We start from the raw sequence: 16,290 nt of genomic DNA, 5'->3' as shown, positions 1-16,290 counted from the left end.
ACGCATCATACGGGCGAAACCCGCGCGGTTAGACGTCCCTGACTAGCTGTTATAGCTGATTTTCGTGGAACGCGCGAAGAAACTGCAATTAAGTTATTGTTTTGACGTGGATTTTCAGATTCTAAGGCTTGTGGACGCTGTTCCACGGTCACACGGTCTCATGGGCTTCAGCACTTCGCGGCGATTTGGTGTTCCAGCTTCTTGCTTTGGTAGCGAGTACTCGTAGGCTCCCTTGAGAGTAATAAAAGTAAACACCTTTGAACCTTGTTGAAAACAGTTAACGCTTCGCGAAAGCCTTATGCAGTAAGGCTCTGCGAGGGACAAGGTGAGATGCTGCGGGACCAATGGTGAGGCGGTACGGGATGGAGCGGTGACGGCCTTCGGGACGTTGCGTGAGGAGAACCGGGAGACATGGTGAGCGGATTCAGGGCGACACGAATTGAAGTAGGTGAGCTAACGCAGGAACACGCAATGGCAGCCGTCCTTGTAGCGCTTGACCTCGTATGAATGGCGCGGAACATCAAAGGTGAGCTTGTTCGGGAATATAAATCGGTCCCAACTTTGTGCTCCATCTTGGTCAATTTTGCCCGACGGTGAGGCTTTTCAGGTGAAGTAGCTGCGCCGCGGTGAGATTTTTCAGGATGTTGGCTACGACTAGCGCGTCTCTGGGCGGCTTTTCGGTGTTGCGGTGAGTTTATTCAGGAGCAGGTCGCTACCGATGGCTTGCGCCATCGGTTTTCGGGTCCCCGAATAGCTCGGTCAGTGATGATAGGTGAGAGCTTTCGGGAGCTCGGATGACGCAACATGAGGCGGAAGGCCGTCGGGGCTGAGCGAATGGTGAGTCTTTTCGGGAATCGGCTCGCCTGGACAGGCTGGTGCTGCGTCGAACGCAACGCTGGCTAGCCCTCAAACCGGGTTAGCCGTGGTGCTTTCTGGCCTGCAGCGGCAATAAGGTGAGCTTGTTCGGGAGATGTTCGTCGCCGCCTTAGTCTATCGGTGAGGATTTTCGGGAGCAATTGCGATCGGACCGCCGAAATGCAGAGCACTAACCCATTGTTTTGTCGATGTTTTACAGGGTAATCCGGAGAAGGTGAGGCTTTCCGGGAGTGCAGCGGTGAGGCTCTTCGGGACATGCAAATGCACAAATGCTAAGGCCAAGGTGAGGATTTGCAGGAGATTCGAGCGGCGAGAATAAGCCGTGTCAAGGCGACGGCGCGGCGGCTCGACGATAAAGTCCGGATCCATAGGTGAGGTTTTGCAGGAGGCGAGGCGCGGACTAGGAAATCAGGCTTCAAAACGAGGCTCGATGGCGAGTCCATCCGCTGCAATAACGCTGCCATAAAGGTCCGTGAAAGCTGTGTATCCGCTGCACAACACGGAAAACCGCTCCTAAATTTTTCGTGGTGAGACTTTTCGGGAAGACAATCTTGCCCAAGAATCGAGCGCGGTAAACGCCGCAAACCGTTAACCCGCGTGGGCTTTGGCGATATAGGTCGGGCTGCGTCGGTGAGCGGTGAGGCTTTACGGGAACGCACTGCAGTGAGCGGCGGTCCACTCGTGCCGGTCACCGTGAAATGGTGAATACTTGGCCGTTTACGCGCTTCACCACACCCGGTATCCTTCTCGCAATCTCGTTCCTCCTAGACGCATGGCTACCAAGCGCGCCAAGAAAACTGACGTAGTCAGCCCTAGCTCGGCCGAATTGCGCAAAGCTGTCGAAGCCATTGCCATTCAGCCCAAGAGCGGGAAGATCACGCTGCTAACTCGCAAGCTCTTCAACGTTTTGCTTGCGGTCGCGCAACAAGCTGATGAGTCGGGCGATACCTACCGTGCGCTGCTCTCGGATATCGTGGCCAATTCGGCGTTCGATTCCAACGATACCGCCCTCGTCAAAGAGCATTTGCGACGGATGGTGTCCGTGCAGGTCGAGTGGAGCACCGGCACCTCAAGCCAAAAGCCGGGGCGCAAATGGGGCATCTCGACGCTGATTGCTGACGCTGAAATCCTCGAAGATCCGACGACGCGCCGCGTTTGGGTCGAATTCTCATTCGCGCCGAAGATCAAGAAGAAGCTGCTCGACCCGGTGCAGTATGCGCGCCTGAGCCTCCAGTTTCAAAGCCAGTTGCGAAGCAGCGCCGGTTTGGCGCTCTACGAGATCTGCGTGCGTTATCTGACGAACCCCAGCCATTTGACGATGCGCGAGACGTGGGAGTGGTGGCGGCCCATTCTGTCGGGAACGCCCGATACGGAAGCCGGCGACGAAGCCAAGCGCGAGTACAAATACTTCAAGCGAGATTACCTGCGCCCGGCGATCGCCGAAGTCAATGCGGTGACGAATATCTTCGTCGAACTGGTGGAGCATCGGGAGGGGCGACGCGTCGCCGAAATTCAGTTCCGCGTGACTGAGCGCAAGCAGCCAATGCTCGCGCTCGACGAGCATCCGAACGTCTTCGACAGTACGCTCGTGGACCGGATGGTGAAAATCGGCATTCCGCTCAAGGAAGCCCAGACGCTTTACGCCGACAGCGAGGAAAACCGCATTCGCGCCGCGCTGCAAATGACGGAGCAGCGGATGCGTAGCACCACACTCCCGGCCGTGCGCAGCGCCGCAGCGCTCTTCAAGGACGCGCTGAAGAAAGGTTACGCTCCGCCCGTCGAGGCTCTGCCGACTGCCGCAAACGGTGCGCCGGCTCGCGTCGGAGCGACCGGTGCGTCAGGTGCCGATGATCTCAAGGCGCGCTTGCTGAGCGAATTCTCCGCGTATCGGCGGAAGGAGGCTCGTGCGCTGTACGACGAGCAAGGTGAGGAAGAACGGGAACTGGCGCGGCAGAGCTTCGAAGAAACCGTGCTGCCGGAGTTGGGCGCTCACATGCGCGATGACTGGCGCAAGCGTGGCCTCGATTCGAAGTTGGCAGAAACGTCCTTTTTCGATTGGCTCGCTCGCAAAACGTGGGGCGAGCCGACCGACGGCGATTTGTTATCGTTCACGCTGAGCCAGTCACGCGCGGCCTAACGCAGACCGCGCGCGTCCGGCAGATCAACTTTTCGAGCCGTCCGGCCGAAGCATCGCTTCTATTTGATGCAGCAGTTCATCGCGTCTCTCCCGTGAAAGTCCGCGCAACCGCAGTTCGAGTCTATCTTCCCCGTAAGATTTGAGATCGCCGACGGAGATGCCATCCAGCTTGATCTCGAGGCGCTGAGCATAACGCTGGCGTCCGGCGGGTTTCGGTGCTTCCTGCGCGCTGGCGCGTCCTTTCACGATATCGGCGACTTGGCGCGTGCTCAGATCGTCGGAAGTGATCTTGTTGATGAGACGCAGCGTGGCATCGCTTCCGCGCGCGGTGTGGTATCGCGAGATCTGGTACGCCATGTTCGAGCCGAATCGGTCGGGCCGCGCCACCATCTCCTGCATGACGTTCTCGGGCAGCTTGGCGATCGACAAAGCGACCGCGATCGTCGATTCGTCGAGTCCTAGGTGATCCGCGAGTTCACGCTGACTCTGGAAATGCTGTTCATCGAGAAAGCGTCTCCAAACGACGGCGTTGTCGAACACCGTCTGCGAGTCCCGTTGAACGTTGAGGTCGTAACCCAGCTTGTAGCTTTCGATGCCCACCGGCAGATCGACCACCACTGCCTTGACTGTCTCCTTGTTCGCCTCCTTCAACGCACGCACACGGCGGCCACCGTCGCTCACGAAGAACATGCCCGGATTCACGTAATCGGGAATGACATGAATTGCCTGCTGCTGACCTTGCTTCGCGAGGTTCACGGCCAATTCGGCAATCGATGCCTTGAGATAGAAATGGCGCGGGTTGAACGGACTCGGCTTAATGGCCTTCAACGGCAACTCGATGATCTGCCCCGCGGTATATCGGTTAGCCCGGCGCCAGGCGCGATATTCCTCGGACTCCGGCCCCGCAACCGCTTCGGCCTGCTCATCTGCGGCGAACGCGCTTGAGCGACCGTTGGTGGCGGTCTGGGAGGCGTGCTGTATGTCGACGATGCCATCGATCGCATTCAATCGATCCAGCGCAGTCCGCTTCTCGCTGCTGGTCGTATCGGGACGGGCTTTGAAGCCCTTGGCAAACTGCGACGGTTTCATTCAGGGTCCTTTATGCGCATAAAGTCACGGGAGCATGGCGAGGATTTCGTCGGCACACGCGCGTATCTCTGCCGCAGCCAATCGTGCACCCCGGTCGCTCATCTGCAGGACAGTTTGGCCGAGGGCCATCGCCTGCTTGTAGCACTCCCGTGTCGGGATCTGGGTCTTGAGCAGTGGAAAGCCGAGTTCTTCGAGCGCGACCTTGAGTTCACGCGTCAGCATCCGCTTCTCTTCTGTCTTGTTGAGCAGGAAAACGGCGCGCAAGTCTTCGTTCATGACTTGAGCTTGCTGCACGAGTTTCACTAGTCCGACGCTCGACCAGTAATCAGCCGGCGACGACGACGTCGGAATCACCGCGATGCTCGCCGCAAGCAGCACGACGCCTGACACCTTTTCTGTGATGGACGGCGGACAATCGACGACGATGATGTCGTAGTCGTTGACGAATTTCTTGATCTCTCGGTGAATTTGCCCGCCTGCTTCGGAGAGATTGACGACCGGGAACGGGATACCGTTGTTGTCGTCCGACGCCGCGCTGGACCAATGAATCAGTGTGTTCTGACCATCCGCATCGACCACGAGCACGCGCTTCTTCTTTTCGTGAAGGGCCGCGCCAAGATGCATGGCGATGGTGCTCTTGCCCACGCCGCCCTTCTGCTGCGTGATCGCTATGATTTCCGCCGCCACAGTAGACTCCGAAATTGATTGCGTTTGAATTCTACATTGCGACGGAAATATATCTAGTCGTTGTTGTAGAAACCTTAACGCGTTAGCCATTCGGCAGAGGACGGCAGCGGCTTTATGCGCATAAAGCCGGGTGAACTCGCGGCGGCTTTGCGCCCGCGTTGCGGCTGCCTTTATGCGCATAAAGTCTCCACCGCCCGCCTCAAACCACAAGACTTTGACCCCACCGCACCCGCCTGCGGGGGAACATCGCCTATCCTTATCGGTGACGCATAACTTCGTGAAGCGCCGCTGATGACCGTACGCAACCTTGACATCCTGTTCGCCCCGAAATCGATCGCAGTGATCGGCGCATCGTCACGCCCAGGCACCATCGGTGAAATGGTCTGGACGCGCATGCTTTGCGCGGGTTTCGCCGGCCCGGTGTGGCCGGTGAACCCCAGACACGAGTTCCTTGGCGCGGAGCGGGTCTTTGCCGATATCAGTCAGTTACCCGAGTCGCCGGCGGTCGCCGTGATATGCACGCGGCCGCAGACGTGGCCATCGCTCGTCGAACAACTGGGCCGGCGCGGGACGAAAGCAGTGGTCATCGTGGGCGAGGCCCGTCGCCGCGAAAGCCGTCATCGGCATAAGCGTTCCGCGTCCAGCGACAGCGACGAATGGACCGCACGCACCCTCGCCGCTGCGCGACCTTTTCTTCTGCGCATCGTCGGTCCGGCGAGTCTCGGTGTCGTGTCGCCGTCGATTAATGCGTGCCTCGGCGCGCCTTCATGCAACGTCAAGCCCGGTGGCGTTGCTTGGGTCTCCGGTTCCAACGCATTGACAAACGGTGTGCTCGGCTGGGCGAGGGCGCGAGGGCTCGGCTTTTCGCGGATCGTCGCGTTGGGCGATGAAGCCGATGTCGACTCCGGCGATGTTCTCGACTACTTGGCGAGCGACGCATCGACGCGAGCGATCCTGCTTGCGGTCGAAGAGATCACGTCCGCGCGCAAGTTCATGTCCGCCGCGCGCGCGGCTGCGAGGAACAAGCCCGTCCTCGTTTTGCGCACGGGCCGTGACGATCCCTTCGACCGCCTTTACGGCGCCGCTTTCCGCCGCGCAGGTCTCGTTCGCGTCGATTCGCTTGACGACCTGCTCGATGAGATCGAAACGCTCGGTATAGGCCGGGTGGCAACGGGCGATGTCGCGACTGTCGTCACGAGCGATCGCGGCGTCGGTGCGTTGACGATGGACGCATTCAGCGCCGCCGGCGATGGTTTCGCGCCGTGGTCCGTCGATGTACGCGACGCCGTTGCCGCCGCGCTGCCTCGCGCTGTAACGGGAAATCCGCTCCTGCTCGGCGATGATGCATCGCCTGCGGATTTCGGCGCTGCGCTGGAAGCGCTCGCGCCGCATCGCGAGACCGGGACCGTGTTCATCGTGCATGCGCCGACGCACAGCGCGCCCGTCGCCGATGTCGCGCGCACGCTGATTGCCGAGCGGCGGCATGCTTACCGCGGCTTGCTCGCGTGCTTCTTCGGTTGCGTCGATGCCGCTACCCGCGACGAGTTGCACGCCAACGGCATTCCCGTTCACACGACGCCGCATCGCCTCGCGCGCGGCTTCGCGCGTCTCGTCGATTTCAGAGAGGGCCGTGAGTTGCTCATGCAGACACCCGACGGCCTTCCTGCGGACGTGCCGAAAGACATCGACGATGCGCAGAGCGAGATTCGCATCGCGCTCGAAAACGGTATCGCCGAACTGAACGGTGAGCGCGCGGCTCGAGTGTTATCGCGCTTCGGTCTCACGGTGGAGCCGGGACCGACCGACTCGCTTTCCAGTGATGCGATCCACGTCGATACGCGCCTTCTGAATCACCGCGTCTTCGGCCCTGTGTTCGAATTCAAGACTGCGGGCGCGCTGGGCCTTGCCGATGCGCTTCATGAATTCGCGCTGCCGCCGCTTAATCCCGTGCTCGCGCGCGACCTCATTGCGCGCTTGCCGCGTGCGCGGGAATTGCCGGCGGAGAGGTTGCTGGATACGCTGACGGCGCTGTCGCAACTCGTTTGCTATATCGATGAAATCGTCGCGCTGCGGCTGACCATTCGCGTTACGCGCGACTCCGTCGCCGTGCACGAACCGCAACTCACGCTCGGCGCGCATCGCAAGCCACTCGCGATCGTGCCGTATCCGCGGGCGATGGAAGAGACGCTCGACTGGCGCGGCATGCGCATCACGGTCCGGCCGATACGCCCGGAAGACGAGGACGCGCATCGCGCGTTCGTCGCCGCGAATACCGCCGAAGATTTGCGTTTGCGCTTTTTCGGCGCGGTGCGCAGCTTCGATCATTCACAGCTGGCGCGGATGACGCAGATCGATTACGACCGCGAAATGGCGCTGATCGTCACGCGTCAGAAAGACGACGGAACGCACGAGACGCTCGGCGTCGCCCGCGCGATCGCCGATCCGGACAATGAGACTGCCGAATTCGCGCTCGCCGCGCGCTCGGACATGAAAGGGCAAGGACTGGGATGGCTGCTGCTCTCGCGGCTCATCGATTACGAGCGAAAACGCGGGACGCGATGGATGATCGGCGAGGCGCTGCGCGAGAACGCCGGCATGATCGCGCTGGCGCGCAAGGCTGGTTTTGAATTGACGAAGACGGAAGATCCCGGCGTCGTCGGATTCAGGATGCGGCTGTGCGGTGCGCCGGCACAGCCACCGGAAAACGCGCGGAGTTAGGCCGACAGCTTGGCGAGCGCGTCGTCGACCTGTGCGCGCGACAACGACAGCTCTTCCAGCAATGCTTCGGCATACGAACTTCCCGTTTCCCGTTCCAGCCGGGCGATGGTCAGCGCGCAGCGCGAGGCGTCCTTCGGTGTCGCGATGAACGCCTTCACCGACTGTCCCGCCGTGAACGCCTCGAACAACGGCTCGCGGATTTCATCGGGCAGCGAGCGCGACGTCCACTGATACGGCTTGCCGTTGTGCGTCAGTTGCGGCGGCAGCGTGCGCTCCTTCTTCGCAGCGGGAATCAGTCCGTAGGTCCGCGCCGCGTCGCCGATTTGCTCGGGCGAGAATAGCTCGTCGGGACTGATGTCGAATTGCGCGATATGCGCTTCGATCGCCTGCATGGCGGCCGCGCGGTCGTCGCGCTTCTTCTGCGCACGCGCGACGATATCGCGAAGTTCGTCGGCTTCATCGGATGTGATCGTGAAGCTCGCCTGCTTTTGCTGAAGTTCGGAAAAACGCTGGAATTCGGAATCGGAAAGAAGTTTCGCCATGAGCAATGCGTGAGATGGAGCGGCGGCCCGCATTCGCGCAGGCCGCCTTTTTGAGAGGGCCGCCATTCTAACGCGAGGCGTCCGCCGATCAGTCGCGCGTCATCGAGAGCGCAGCGGCGGCATCTTTGAGCAAGGCGGTCACGTCTTCCACGGAAGGCGCCACGTAATCGTCGATGCGTCGCATATATGGACACGTGAGCGCCGCAATCGCCTGGCCGGACGGCCCGAGCAGCGGAAACGCGACATCGACGACGCCGAACGTTTGCTGACTGTCCTTCTTCCAGTAGCCGAGTTCGCGGACGCGCCGATGCTCGGCTTCGAGCACTGCGTGATCGACCGCGAGTTCGCCTTTCACCTTTGTGTGCTCCGCGAGCATGTGTTCGCGCTGCTCGTCGGTCTGAAACGCGAGCATGATGCGGCCCGATCCGGTGTCGATCAGGCCGACGCGCGACCCGAGCCGCACCGAAATGCCCCACGTTCCCGGCCCGTCCACTTGCGCGATGACGAGCAGATTGCCGCGATCGTAGACGGCGAGATGCACGGATTGCTCGGCGGCATCGGCGAACCGCTGCATCACGGGCAGCGCTTCCGCGATTAGCCGCTCGGTCGGCGGATGCCGATGCGCGAGCGCATACAGCTTCAGGCTCAGCGAGTAGCGGTCGCCTTCCGGCGAGCGCACGACGTACTGCCGCGCGACGAGCCGCTCGAGCATCCGATACATCTCGCTCGCATTGCGCCCGAGCCGCTTCGTGATTTCGGCGCGCGTGAGCGCGGACTTTTGCTCCGACAGCAGTTCGAGGATGTCGAGCCCTTTGTCGAGCGCGGGCGCGCGGTAGCGTTCGGCGTCGTTGTCGTCTGCGTCAACGGCGGTGAGCGTGCGTCGATTCATGAAGGCGCGGAGTTCGAGGAATACGTTCGACGTCGCCGGGCGACGGCTTCTAGGGAAATCACCGACGGCGGTGTCCGCCACAATTCTTGACTTCGGTTTGTGCGAATATGAATAATACGTTCATTGATAAACCGTTGCATCGATGGTTTCCCTCGTAGCGCGCGCCGACGATGACGCACGCTTTGTCACGATGGTCACGCCGCAGTAGACGCCACCGCATCGGCTTCGCCGAACGCCACCGCATCAATCGACCGAGGTTTGCACATGAGCGCAGAATCGCAGGAGGTCGTTTTACGTCGACGCAAGATCGGGCGCACGTCGCTCGAAGTGACGGCGCTGTCCCTCGGCACCGCGCCGCTCGGCGGCCTTTATCACGAGCTGACTGAAGAAGAAGCGCGCGCGACCGTCGATGCCGCGTGGCGCGCAGGCATGCGCTTCTTCGATACCGCGCCGCACTACGGCCACACGAAGGCCGAGCATCGTCTGGGCGATGCGCTGCGGCGTTATCCACGCGCCGACTTCGTGCTCTCGACCAAAGTGGGCCGTCGCTTCGTGCCGCGCACGACGCCCGACGACGGCAGCGAAGGCTGGGCGAATCCGTTGCCCTTTCAGGCGATCTACGACTACACCTACGACGGCATCCTCCGCTCTTTCGAGGACAGCCAGCAGCGGCTCGGCATGATTGACATCGATATCGTGCTGATCCACGACATCGGCCGCTACACGCACGGCGAAAAGAACGCGCGTTACTGGCGGCAACTGACCGATGAAGGCGGCTTTCGCGCGCTCGACGAACTGAAGCAATCGCGTGGCGTGAAAGCGGTCGGCCTCGGCGTGAACGAAAGCGCGGCGGTCATGGAAGCGATGGCCGAATACGACATTGACTGCGCCCTGCTCGCCGGCCGCTACACGTTGCTCGAACAAAATCCGCTCGACGACTTGTTGCCCGAGTGCGAAAAACGCGGTGTGAGCATCCTGCTCGGCGGCGCGTTCAATTCCGGCATTCTTGCGCGCGGTCTCGATGCCAACGCGCACGGTGACCTCAAGTTCAACTACGGCGATGCGCCGAAGGAAATCGTTGAGCGCGTCGGCAAGCTGGAGCGCGTGTGTCGCGAACATGGCGTTGCGTTGTCGAGCGCCGCGCTCCAGTTTCCTTATGCGCATAAAGTCGTGGCGACCGTGCTGATGGGCGCGCGCAATCCCGACGAAGTGCGCGAAAACGCGGCATCGTTCGCGACGCCGATCCCGTCCGCGTTATGGGATGCGTTGCGCGCGGAAGGCTTGCTTCACGCAAACGCGCCGGTGCCGCAATGAGCGCCGCCGACACGATCGACGCGCATCAGCACTACTGGGACCCTGCGCGCGGCGACTATGGCTGGCTCACGCCGGACATGCCGTCGCTTTATCGCGAATTCGGTCCGGACGATCTCGCGCCGCTGCGACAAGCCACCGGTGTCGCGCGGACCGTCGTCGTGCAAGCCGCGCCGACCGTCGACGAGACGCGCTATCTGCTGCGTCTTGCGCGCGACGACGATTCCATCGCGGGCGTTGTCGGCTGGATTCCGCTCGATTCCGTCGACGCACTAAAAATCATCGACGAATTCGCGCGCGATCCGAAGTTCAAGGGCGTTCGCCCGATGCTGCAGGACTTGCCCGACGATACGTGGATCGCCCACGCCCCGCGTGCCGATGCGATCGAGCGCCTGATCGAACGCGATCTCGCCTTCGACGCGCTGATCTTCGCGCGGCATGTTCCGTCGCTGATCGAGTTCGTGCGGCGGTATCCGAAGCTCAGGATCGTCGTCGATCATGGCGCGAAGCCGCCGATCCGCGACGGCGTCGACACCGCGTGGCAACCGTGGGCGGACGGCATCGCGCAACTCGCCGCGTTGCCGCAAAAGCTCTATTGCAAGCTGTCGGGCCTTGCCACGGAAGCATCGGCGAACTGGACCGACGCGACGCTGCAACCTTACGTCGAACATCTCGTCGCGCACTTCGGCGTGGAAAGGCTGATGTGGGGCAGCGATTGGCCGGTACTGAATCTCAACGGCGACTACACTGGCTGGCACGCCGCCGCGACGCGCCTCATCGCGCATCTCGAAAAAGCCGGGCAAGAGGCGATTTTCGGCGCGAACGCCCGTGCGTTCTACCGACTTTAGTGTCGCCCTATACCCGGCATGTCTCAAAAACAACTTCGACTGGAGCAGTGGATGGTACAAAGACTGGCAGGCAAGACCGCGCTGATCACGGCGGCGGGACAGGGCATCGGCCTCGCGACGGCGGAGATGTTCGCGGCGCAGGGCGCGCGCGTGATCGCGACGGACATCCGCATCGAATCGCTCGACGGCAAGCCGTTCGAAGCGCGCAAGCTGGATGTGCGTGACGCCCAGGCGATCAACGATCTCGCCAAGGAAGTCGGCCCGGTCGACGTGCTGTTCAACTGCGCGGGCTACGTCCACGCCGGCTCGATTCTCGAAGCGAGCGAGGACGACTGGGACTTCGCCTTCGACCTCAACGCGAAGGCGATGTACCGCACGATTCGCGCGTTCCTTCCGGCGATGCTGGAAAAGGGCGGCGGCTCGATCATCAACATGTCGTCGGCGGCGTCCAGCGTGAAGGGCGTGCCGAACCGCTTCGTGTACGGCGCGTCGAAGGCCGCGGTGATCGGCTTGACGAAGTCCGTCGCGGCCGATTTCGTCACGCGCGGCATTCGCTGCAACGCGATCTGTCCGGGCACGGTGGAGTCGCCGTCGCTGAAGGAGCGCATCGCGGAGCAGGCGAAGGCGCAGGGCGCGAGCGTCGATCAGGTGCAGGCGGCGTTCGTCGCGCGCCAGCCGATGGGACGCGTCGGCCGGGCCGATGAAATCGCGGCGCTCGCGCTGTATCTCGGGTCCGATGAGTCGTCGTTCACGACGGGTCAGATTCACATCATCGATGGCGGCTGGTCCAACTAACGGGCCGACCGCGCATCGCTTTTCAACTTGCTGCAGAAATAGAGGATCAAACCAGATGAAGCTGCTTCGTTACGGCCCGAAGGGTCAGGAAAAGCCGGGTCTTCTCGACGCGGATGGCCAGATTCGCGACCTCTCGTCGGTCGTGGACGACATCGCCGGCGCGACGCTGACCGAAGCTGGCCTGGCGAAAGTGCGCGCGGCCGATCCGGCGTCGCTGCCGGTGGTCGAGGGCAATCCGCGCATCGGGCCGTGTGTCGCGCGCGTGGGCAAGTTCGTGTGCATCGGCCTGAACTACGCGGATCACGCCGCCGAATCGAACCTGCCGGTACCGACCGAGCCGGTCATCTTCGGCAAATGGACGAGCGCCATCTGCGGCCCGAACGATGACGTGGAAATTCCGCGCGCATCGACGAAGACCGACTGGGAAGTCGAACTGGGCGTCGTGATCGGCAAGGAAGCGAAGTATGTCGATGAAGCCAACGCGCTCGATTACGTCGCCGGGTATTGCGTGATCAACGATGTCTCCGAGCGCGAATGGCAGCTCGAACACGGCACGCAGTGGGACAAGGGCAAGGGCTTCGACACGTTCGGCCCGATCGGTCCGTGGCTCGTCACGAAGGACGAAATCGCAGACCCGCAGAAGCTCGATCTGTGGCTCGAAGTGGACGGCAAGCGCTACCAGAACGGCAACACGAAGACGATGGTCTTCACCGTCGCGCAACTGGTCGCGTATCTGTCGAAGGTGATGAGCCTACAGCCGGGCGACGTCATCTCGACGGGCACGCCGCCGGGCGTCGGCATGGGCGTGAAGCCGAGCCCGGTGTATCTGAAGGCCGGGCAGACGATGCGCCTCGGCATTCAGGGTCTCGGCGAGCAGCAGCAGAAGACCGTCGCGGCGAAGTAACAGAAGCAAGGCGCACGAACGAAAAGCCTCGCCACGCGGCGAGGCTTTTTCACGTGCAAAGCGGCGATGCAATATTCAGGCGTTGTAAAACGCCTCGACCGCCGTATCGCCGATGCGCGCGACCGTTCCCTGCGCGACCGCGACGAGCCGCTCGGCGTTGCCATCGGTGACGAAGACATCGCACTGACACGTTGCCTGCGTCATGCTTGCATGCACGACGCGCGCTCGGGCCATCAGCGTGCCGCTCACCGCCGGACGCAGATGATTGATCTTGTATTCCCCCGTCACCACCTTCGGCCCGAGCCGCAGCGCGCCCGCGAACGTCAGCGCGTTGTCGACCAGATAACTCACCACACCGCCATGTACGAAGCCGTGCTGCTGCCTCAGCTCGTCGCGGATCGGCAGACACAGCGTGAGACTCGCTGAGTCGACCTGCATCAGCTTGGTTCCGAGCAAGGCGCTGAACGGTTGCGCATTCAGCGCACCGCGCGCGATATCGACGATTTCGGCCATTCGGACACTCCTTGGGTGGGTTCGGCACCGTACTGCAAAGACAATAGATAGCGTTCGCGCGCTGTGCAAGCAAGTTCGGCGGAATTCCTGCAATGACGCGTTTCGGTGCGCGCGTGCAATGCCGATCATCGGCGTAACGGGCGACAAAACGGGCCGCCAAACGCATAGACAGGCTTCGCGGCAAGCGATTCAAGATCGACGTTGACGCTGCCGTAAACCCGGACTATCGCCGTGAGTTGAAACGGCTCAATTCGTTAGTCGGGTGGAAGTGATGTTCGGAAAGATCAAGGTTTCATCGGGTTTGCTTGCCGTATTGGTGGTGTTCTGCTTGTTTCAGCTGGTGACCGAAGGGCTCGGGTTCTGGTCGCTTTCGAGCACGCACGACGACGTCGGCAGCCTGTCCAATATCGCGTTGAAGCAGGTCAACGCGGTCAACAAGACCACGCAGCATTTGATGGACGCGCGCATCAACTTGTCGCGCGCCGGAACGCGGATGGTGCGCGGCGGCACGGAGCCGGTGGAAATCGTGCAGCACGCGCGCGAAGAGATCGCGCTCGCCGAGAAATCGTTCACGTCGTTCCTCGATGCGCCGAAGACCGGCGACGAGAATCGCGCGCGCACGGCCGCGCTGCAGGCCAAGTACGCCGAATACGCGAAGGCGCTGTCCGAGCTCGTGCAGTATCTCGACTCGAACAACCTCCAGGCGTTTCTCGACCAGCCGACGCAAGGCTTCCAGGACCGCTATCTCGCCGAGCAGCAGAAGTTCGTGGATTTCGGCAATGCGTCGAGCAACGCGTATCTGCAGTCCATCGACACGCGCTACACGTTGTTCCGCGCGGTGGGCTTCGTGATCGCGGCGGCGCTGATTGCGGGCGTCGTGCTCGTGCATTTCTGGCTGCGCCGTGGCGTGATCGCGCCGCTCGAAGAGGCGGGCCGTCACTTCGAACGCATCGCCGAGGGGCGTCTGGACGAGCGCATCGCGGATCGCGGGACCAATGAAATCGGCCGCCTGTTCGCCGGCCTCGCGTTGATGCAGGCAAGCGTCGCGCGCACGGTGAAGACGGTGCGCGAAACGTCGGAGTCGATCAACTTCGGCGCGGATGAGATCGCGAGCGGCAATGCGGACCTTTCGGCGCGGACCGAGAATCAGGCGGCGTCGCTGGAAGAAACCGCATCGAGCATGGAAGAACTGACCGCGACCGTGCGACAGAACGCCGATCACGCGCGCGAAGCCAACACGCTCGCCGGCGATGCGCTCGAAGCCACGTCGCGCGGCTCCAGCGTGGTCGATGACGTCGTCGAAAAGATGCGCGGGATCGCGCAAAGCTCGGACAAGATCGCGGAGATCATTTCGGTGATCGACGGCATTGCGTTCCAGACCAACATCCTTGCGCTCAACGCGGCCGTCGAAGCGGCGCGCGCGGGCGAGCAAGGGCGCGGCTTCGCGGTCGTCGCGGGCGAAGTGCGCGGACTCGCGCAGCGCTCGGCGCAATCGGCGAAGGAAATCAAGGAACTGATCGGCGAGTCGGTCGCGCAGGTGAGCGACGGCTCCGTGCTCGTCGAGCGCGCGGGCGCCGCGATGCGCGACGTGTCCACGTCGATCTCGCGCGTCACGCAGATGATGGCGGAGATCAGCGCGTCGTCGTTGGAGCAGAGCGTCGGCATCGAACAGGTGAATCAGGCCGTCACGCAAATGGACGAGATGACGCAGCAGAACGCGGCGCTCGTCGAACAGGCCGCAGCGGCCGCGTCGTCATTGCATGAGCAGACGCGGCAACTGAAGGCGGCCGTTTCGGTATTCCAGCTGGCCTAAAGCGGCAGCGACGCGTAAGCCGTCGCCAGGTGATAGGGCGTGGTCGAAGGCATGTCCGCGCGGCTGATTTCACCGTCGGCCGAGCGGCATTCGATCCACCCGCGCGCGTGCAGAAAACGCGCGCGAAAACGCTCGATCTGCTCGCCGAGCGCATCGCCGCGCGTGGCGAGCGCACGCAAATATTCGGTCTGCGCCCAGATGCGCTGCGTGGCGTCGATCACGCGGCCGGTTTCATCGAGCGCGGCGCACACCGCGCCCGTTTCCTTGTCGACGCCGTGTTTCTGCGCGAAGTCGAACGCGCGCTCGAGCCGCGTGTCCAGTCCCGCCGATGCAAACGCCGCATGGCCGCTGCCGACGCCCAAAAAATACCATTCGAACTGATGCCCCGGCTCCAGCCGGTTGTTCGCCGCGCCCATCGGCAATTCGGCGATGCAGCCCGTCGGCTCGTGGACGAACGTGCGCGCCACCGATTCCGCGAGTTTCGCTAAACGCGTGTCGTAGGCGGCGTCGCCGCTGGCTTCGCGCGCGGCGAGCCACGCTTCGGCGAGATGCATCAGCGGATTCTGCAGCGGTCCTTCCAGCGTGCGCGTGAAATCCTCGGACAGCGCGGCATTCAGCATGTCGCCGCCATTTGCGAAGCGCGTTTCGACGAGCTTCGACGTTTCATCGAGCAGCGCGAACGCATCGGTCGAGCCGCTTCTTCGCGCATAGTGCGCGCACGCGAAGATCACGAACGCGTGCGTGTACAAGTCCTTTTGGCGCTCCAGCGGCGCGCCGTCCGCATCCACGCTGTAGAACCAACCGCCGTTCTGCGTGTCCCGAAAAGAGTGCCGCAACGATTCGAACAGCGTCTTCGCGTGGTCGAGCTCGCCTGCATCGGCGAAAACGAAGAGCTGGCGCGCGCACGCCATCGCGCGATAACGCAACGGCTGCAGCGGCGCGTGATCGTCGGGCGCGACCGCTTCGAACGGCAAACGCCGCGCCTCGTTGAAGCCGGGGCCGCGCCATATCGGCAATACGATGTCCGCGTAATGCGCGCGCAACGCGGCGCCGGAATCAGGATTCGTCGATGGCGTCGCCGGTTCGCCATGCGTGAGTCGATCTTGCATACGACAACTCTGTAAAAATGTTTCGAAAATGCTAGCGGGTAGCCGCTGAAGCATAGCAA

Annotated in this window: 12 protein-coding genes and 2 pseudogenes; 7 read left to right on the top strand and 7 right to left on the bottom strand. The window is 62.3% G+C overall.

The window, feature by feature from the left end:
* Nucleotides 1–1,648 precede the first annotated feature (1,648 nt).
* Entirely contained in the window at nucleotides 1,649–3,013 is a 1,365-nt protein-coding gene (locus AWB72_RS18340; protein WP_040050582.1) for a replication initiation protein, read from the top strand.
* 24 nt (nucleotides 3,014–3,037) lie between these two features.
* Here AWB72_RS18340 and AWB72_RS18335 read toward each other — a convergent pair.
* From AWB72_RS18335 to parA, 3 genes and pseudogenes are all read right to left on the bottom strand, one after another.
* Nucleotides 3,038–3,919 (bottom strand): annotated as a pseudogene (locus AWB72_RS18335) (ParB/RepB/Spo0J family partition protein); the annotation flags it as partial.
* A 77-nt stretch (nucleotides 3,920–3,996) separates the two neighbouring features.
* A pseudogene (locus AWB72_RS29800) lies at nucleotides 3,997–4,102 on the bottom strand (ParB/RepB/Spo0J family partition protein); the annotation flags it as partial.
* Nucleotides 4,103–4,126: 24 nt separating this feature from the next.
* On the bottom strand, nucleotides 4,127–4,789 hold the full coding sequence (gene parA / locus AWB72_RS18330; protein ID WP_040050580.1) for a ParA family partition ATPase: 663 nt from the start codon (nucleotides 4,787–4,789) through the stop codon (nucleotides 4,127–4,129).
* A gap of 291 nt (nucleotides 4,790–5,080) precedes the next feature.
* Between parA and AWB72_RS18325 the strand changes: the two genes are divergently transcribed.
* Nucleotides 5,081–7,507, top strand: coding sequence for a bifunctional acetate--CoA ligase family protein/GNAT family N-acetyltransferase (locus AWB72_RS18325; protein WP_040050579.1), 2,427 nt, complete (start codon nucleotides 5,081–5,083; stop codon nucleotides 7,505–7,507).
* Here the strand turns inward: AWB72_RS18325 and AWB72_RS18320 are convergent.
* Both AWB72_RS18320 and AWB72_RS18315 read right to left on the bottom strand, forming a co-directional pair.
* Complete coding sequence (locus AWB72_RS18320; RefSeq protein WP_040050578.1) at nucleotides 7,504–8,049, bottom strand: hypothetical protein; 546 nt, start codon at nucleotides 8,047–8,049, stop codon at nucleotides 7,504–7,506. The genes AWB72_RS18325 and AWB72_RS18320 overlap by 4 nt on opposite strands.
* A gap of 88 nt (nucleotides 8,050–8,137) precedes the next feature.
* The gene (locus AWB72_RS18315; RefSeq protein ID WP_040050577.1) at nucleotides 8,138–8,938 is read right to left on the bottom strand and encodes an IclR family transcriptional regulator; all 801 of its coding nucleotides are present in this window, start codon (nucleotides 8,936–8,938) and stop codon (nucleotides 8,138–8,140) included.
* 264 nt (nucleotides 8,939–9,202) lie between these two features.
* Between AWB72_RS18315 and AWB72_RS18310 the strand changes: the two genes are divergently transcribed.
* The 4 genes from AWB72_RS18310 to AWB72_RS18295 are packed head-to-tail and all read left to right on the top strand — an operon-like array spanning nucleotide 9,203 to nucleotide 12,796.
* Nucleotides 9,203–10,252 carry an aldo/keto reductase gene (locus AWB72_RS18310; RefSeq protein ID WP_040050576.1) on the top strand — a complete coding sequence of 350 codons (1,050 nt, stop codon included), beginning with the start codon at nucleotides 9,203–9,205 and terminating at the stop codon, nucleotides 10,250–10,252.
* Nucleotides 10,249–11,097 (top strand): amidohydrolase family protein, encoded by an 849-nt coding sequence (locus AWB72_RS18305; protein ID WP_040050575.1) that lies wholly within the window; start codon nucleotides 10,249–10,251, stop codon nucleotides 11,095–11,097. Before AWB72_RS18310 ends, AWB72_RS18305 begins: the two co-directional genes overlap by 4 nt.
* Before the next feature lie 51 nt (nucleotides 11,098–11,148).
* Nucleotides 11,149–11,892 carry an SDR family oxidoreductase gene (locus AWB72_RS18300; protein WP_040050574.1) on the top strand — a complete coding sequence of 248 codons (744 nt, stop codon included), beginning with the start codon at nucleotides 11,149–11,151 and terminating at the stop codon, nucleotides 11,890–11,892.
* A gap of 55 nt (nucleotides 11,893–11,947) precedes the next feature.
* A complete protein-coding gene (locus tag AWB72_RS18295) occupies nucleotides 11,948–12,796 on the top strand; it encodes an ureidoglycolate lyase (RefSeq protein WP_040050573.1) in 849 nt (282 codons plus the stop codon).
* A gap of 75 nt (nucleotides 12,797–12,871) precedes the next feature.
* Here AWB72_RS18295 and AWB72_RS18290 read toward each other — a convergent pair whose 3' ends face one another.
* Nucleotides 12,872–13,309, bottom strand: coding sequence for a PaaI family thioesterase (locus AWB72_RS18290; protein ID WP_040050572.1), 438 nt, complete (start codon nucleotides 13,307–13,309; stop codon nucleotides 12,872–12,874).
* Nucleotides 13,310–13,580: 271 nt separating this feature from the next.
* On the opposite strand from AWB72_RS18290, the gene AWB72_RS18285 reads away from it, so the two are divergent.
* A complete protein-coding gene (locus tag AWB72_RS18285; protein ID WP_040050623.1) occupies nucleotides 13,581–15,122 on the top strand; it encodes a methyl-accepting chemotaxis protein in 1,542 nt (513 codons plus the stop codon).
* On the opposite strand, the gene AWB72_RS18280 is transcribed toward AWB72_RS18285, so the two are convergent.
* Nucleotides 15,119–16,231 (bottom strand): AGE family epimerase/isomerase, encoded by a 1,113-nt coding sequence (locus AWB72_RS18280; protein WP_040050571.1) that lies wholly within the window; start codon nucleotides 16,229–16,231, stop codon nucleotides 15,119–15,121. The genes AWB72_RS18285 and AWB72_RS18280 overlap by 4 nt on opposite strands.
* Nucleotides 16,232–16,290 lie beyond the last annotated feature (59 nt).

Origin of the sequence: Caballeronia concitans, assembly GCF_001544615.1 — a bacterium.
In the GTDB taxonomy this organism is placed as follows: Bacteria; Pseudomonadota; Gammaproteobacteria; order Burkholderiales; family Burkholderiaceae; genus Caballeronia; species Caballeronia concitans.
Note: the sequence above shows the minus strand (reverse complement) of the source record. Positions and strands in the feature narration are given on the sequence as shown.

Bases quoted from the DNA above. Each gene is read 5' to 3' on its own strand.
- AWB72_RS18340 (WP_040050582.1), top strand. From the start codon at position 1,649: ATGGCTACCAAGCGCGCCAAGAAAACTGACGTAGTCAGCCCTAGCTCG.
- AWB72_RS18325 (WP_040050579.1), top strand. From the start codon at position 5,081: ATGACCGTACGCAACCTTGACATCCTGTTCGCCCCGAAATCGATCGCA.
- AWB72_RS18320 (WP_040050578.1), bottom strand. From the start codon at position 8,049: ATGGCGAAACTTCTTTCCGATTCCGAATTCCAGCGTTTTTCCGAACTT.
- AWB72_RS18315 (WP_040050577.1), bottom strand. From the start codon at position 8,938: ATGAATCGACGCACGCTCACCGCCGTTGACGCAGACGACAACGACGCC.
- AWB72_RS18310 (WP_040050576.1), top strand. From the start codon at position 9,203: ATGAGCGCAGAATCGCAGGAGGTCGTTTTACGTCGACGCAAGATCGGG.
- AWB72_RS18305 (WP_040050575.1), top strand. From the start codon at position 10,249: ATGAGCGCCGCCGACACGATCGACGCGCATCAGCACTACTGGGACCCT.
- AWB72_RS18300 (WP_040050574.1), top strand. From the start codon at position 11,149: ATGGTACAAAGACTGGCAGGCAAGACCGCGCTGATCACGGCGGCGGGA.
- AWB72_RS18295 (WP_040050573.1), top strand. From the start codon at position 11,948: ATGAAGCTGCTTCGTTACGGCCCGAAGGGTCAGGAAAAGCCGGGTCTT.
- AWB72_RS18290 (WP_040050572.1), bottom strand. From the start codon at position 13,309: ATGGCCGAAATCGTCGATATCGCGCGCGGTGCGCTGAATGCGCAACCG.
- AWB72_RS18285 (WP_040050623.1), top strand. From the start codon at position 13,581: ATGTTCGGAAAGATCAAGGTTTCATCGGGTTTGCTTGCCGTATTGGTG.
- AWB72_RS18280 (WP_040050571.1), bottom strand. From the start codon at position 16,231: ATGCAAGATCGACTCACGCATGGCGAACCGGCGACGCCATCGACGAAT.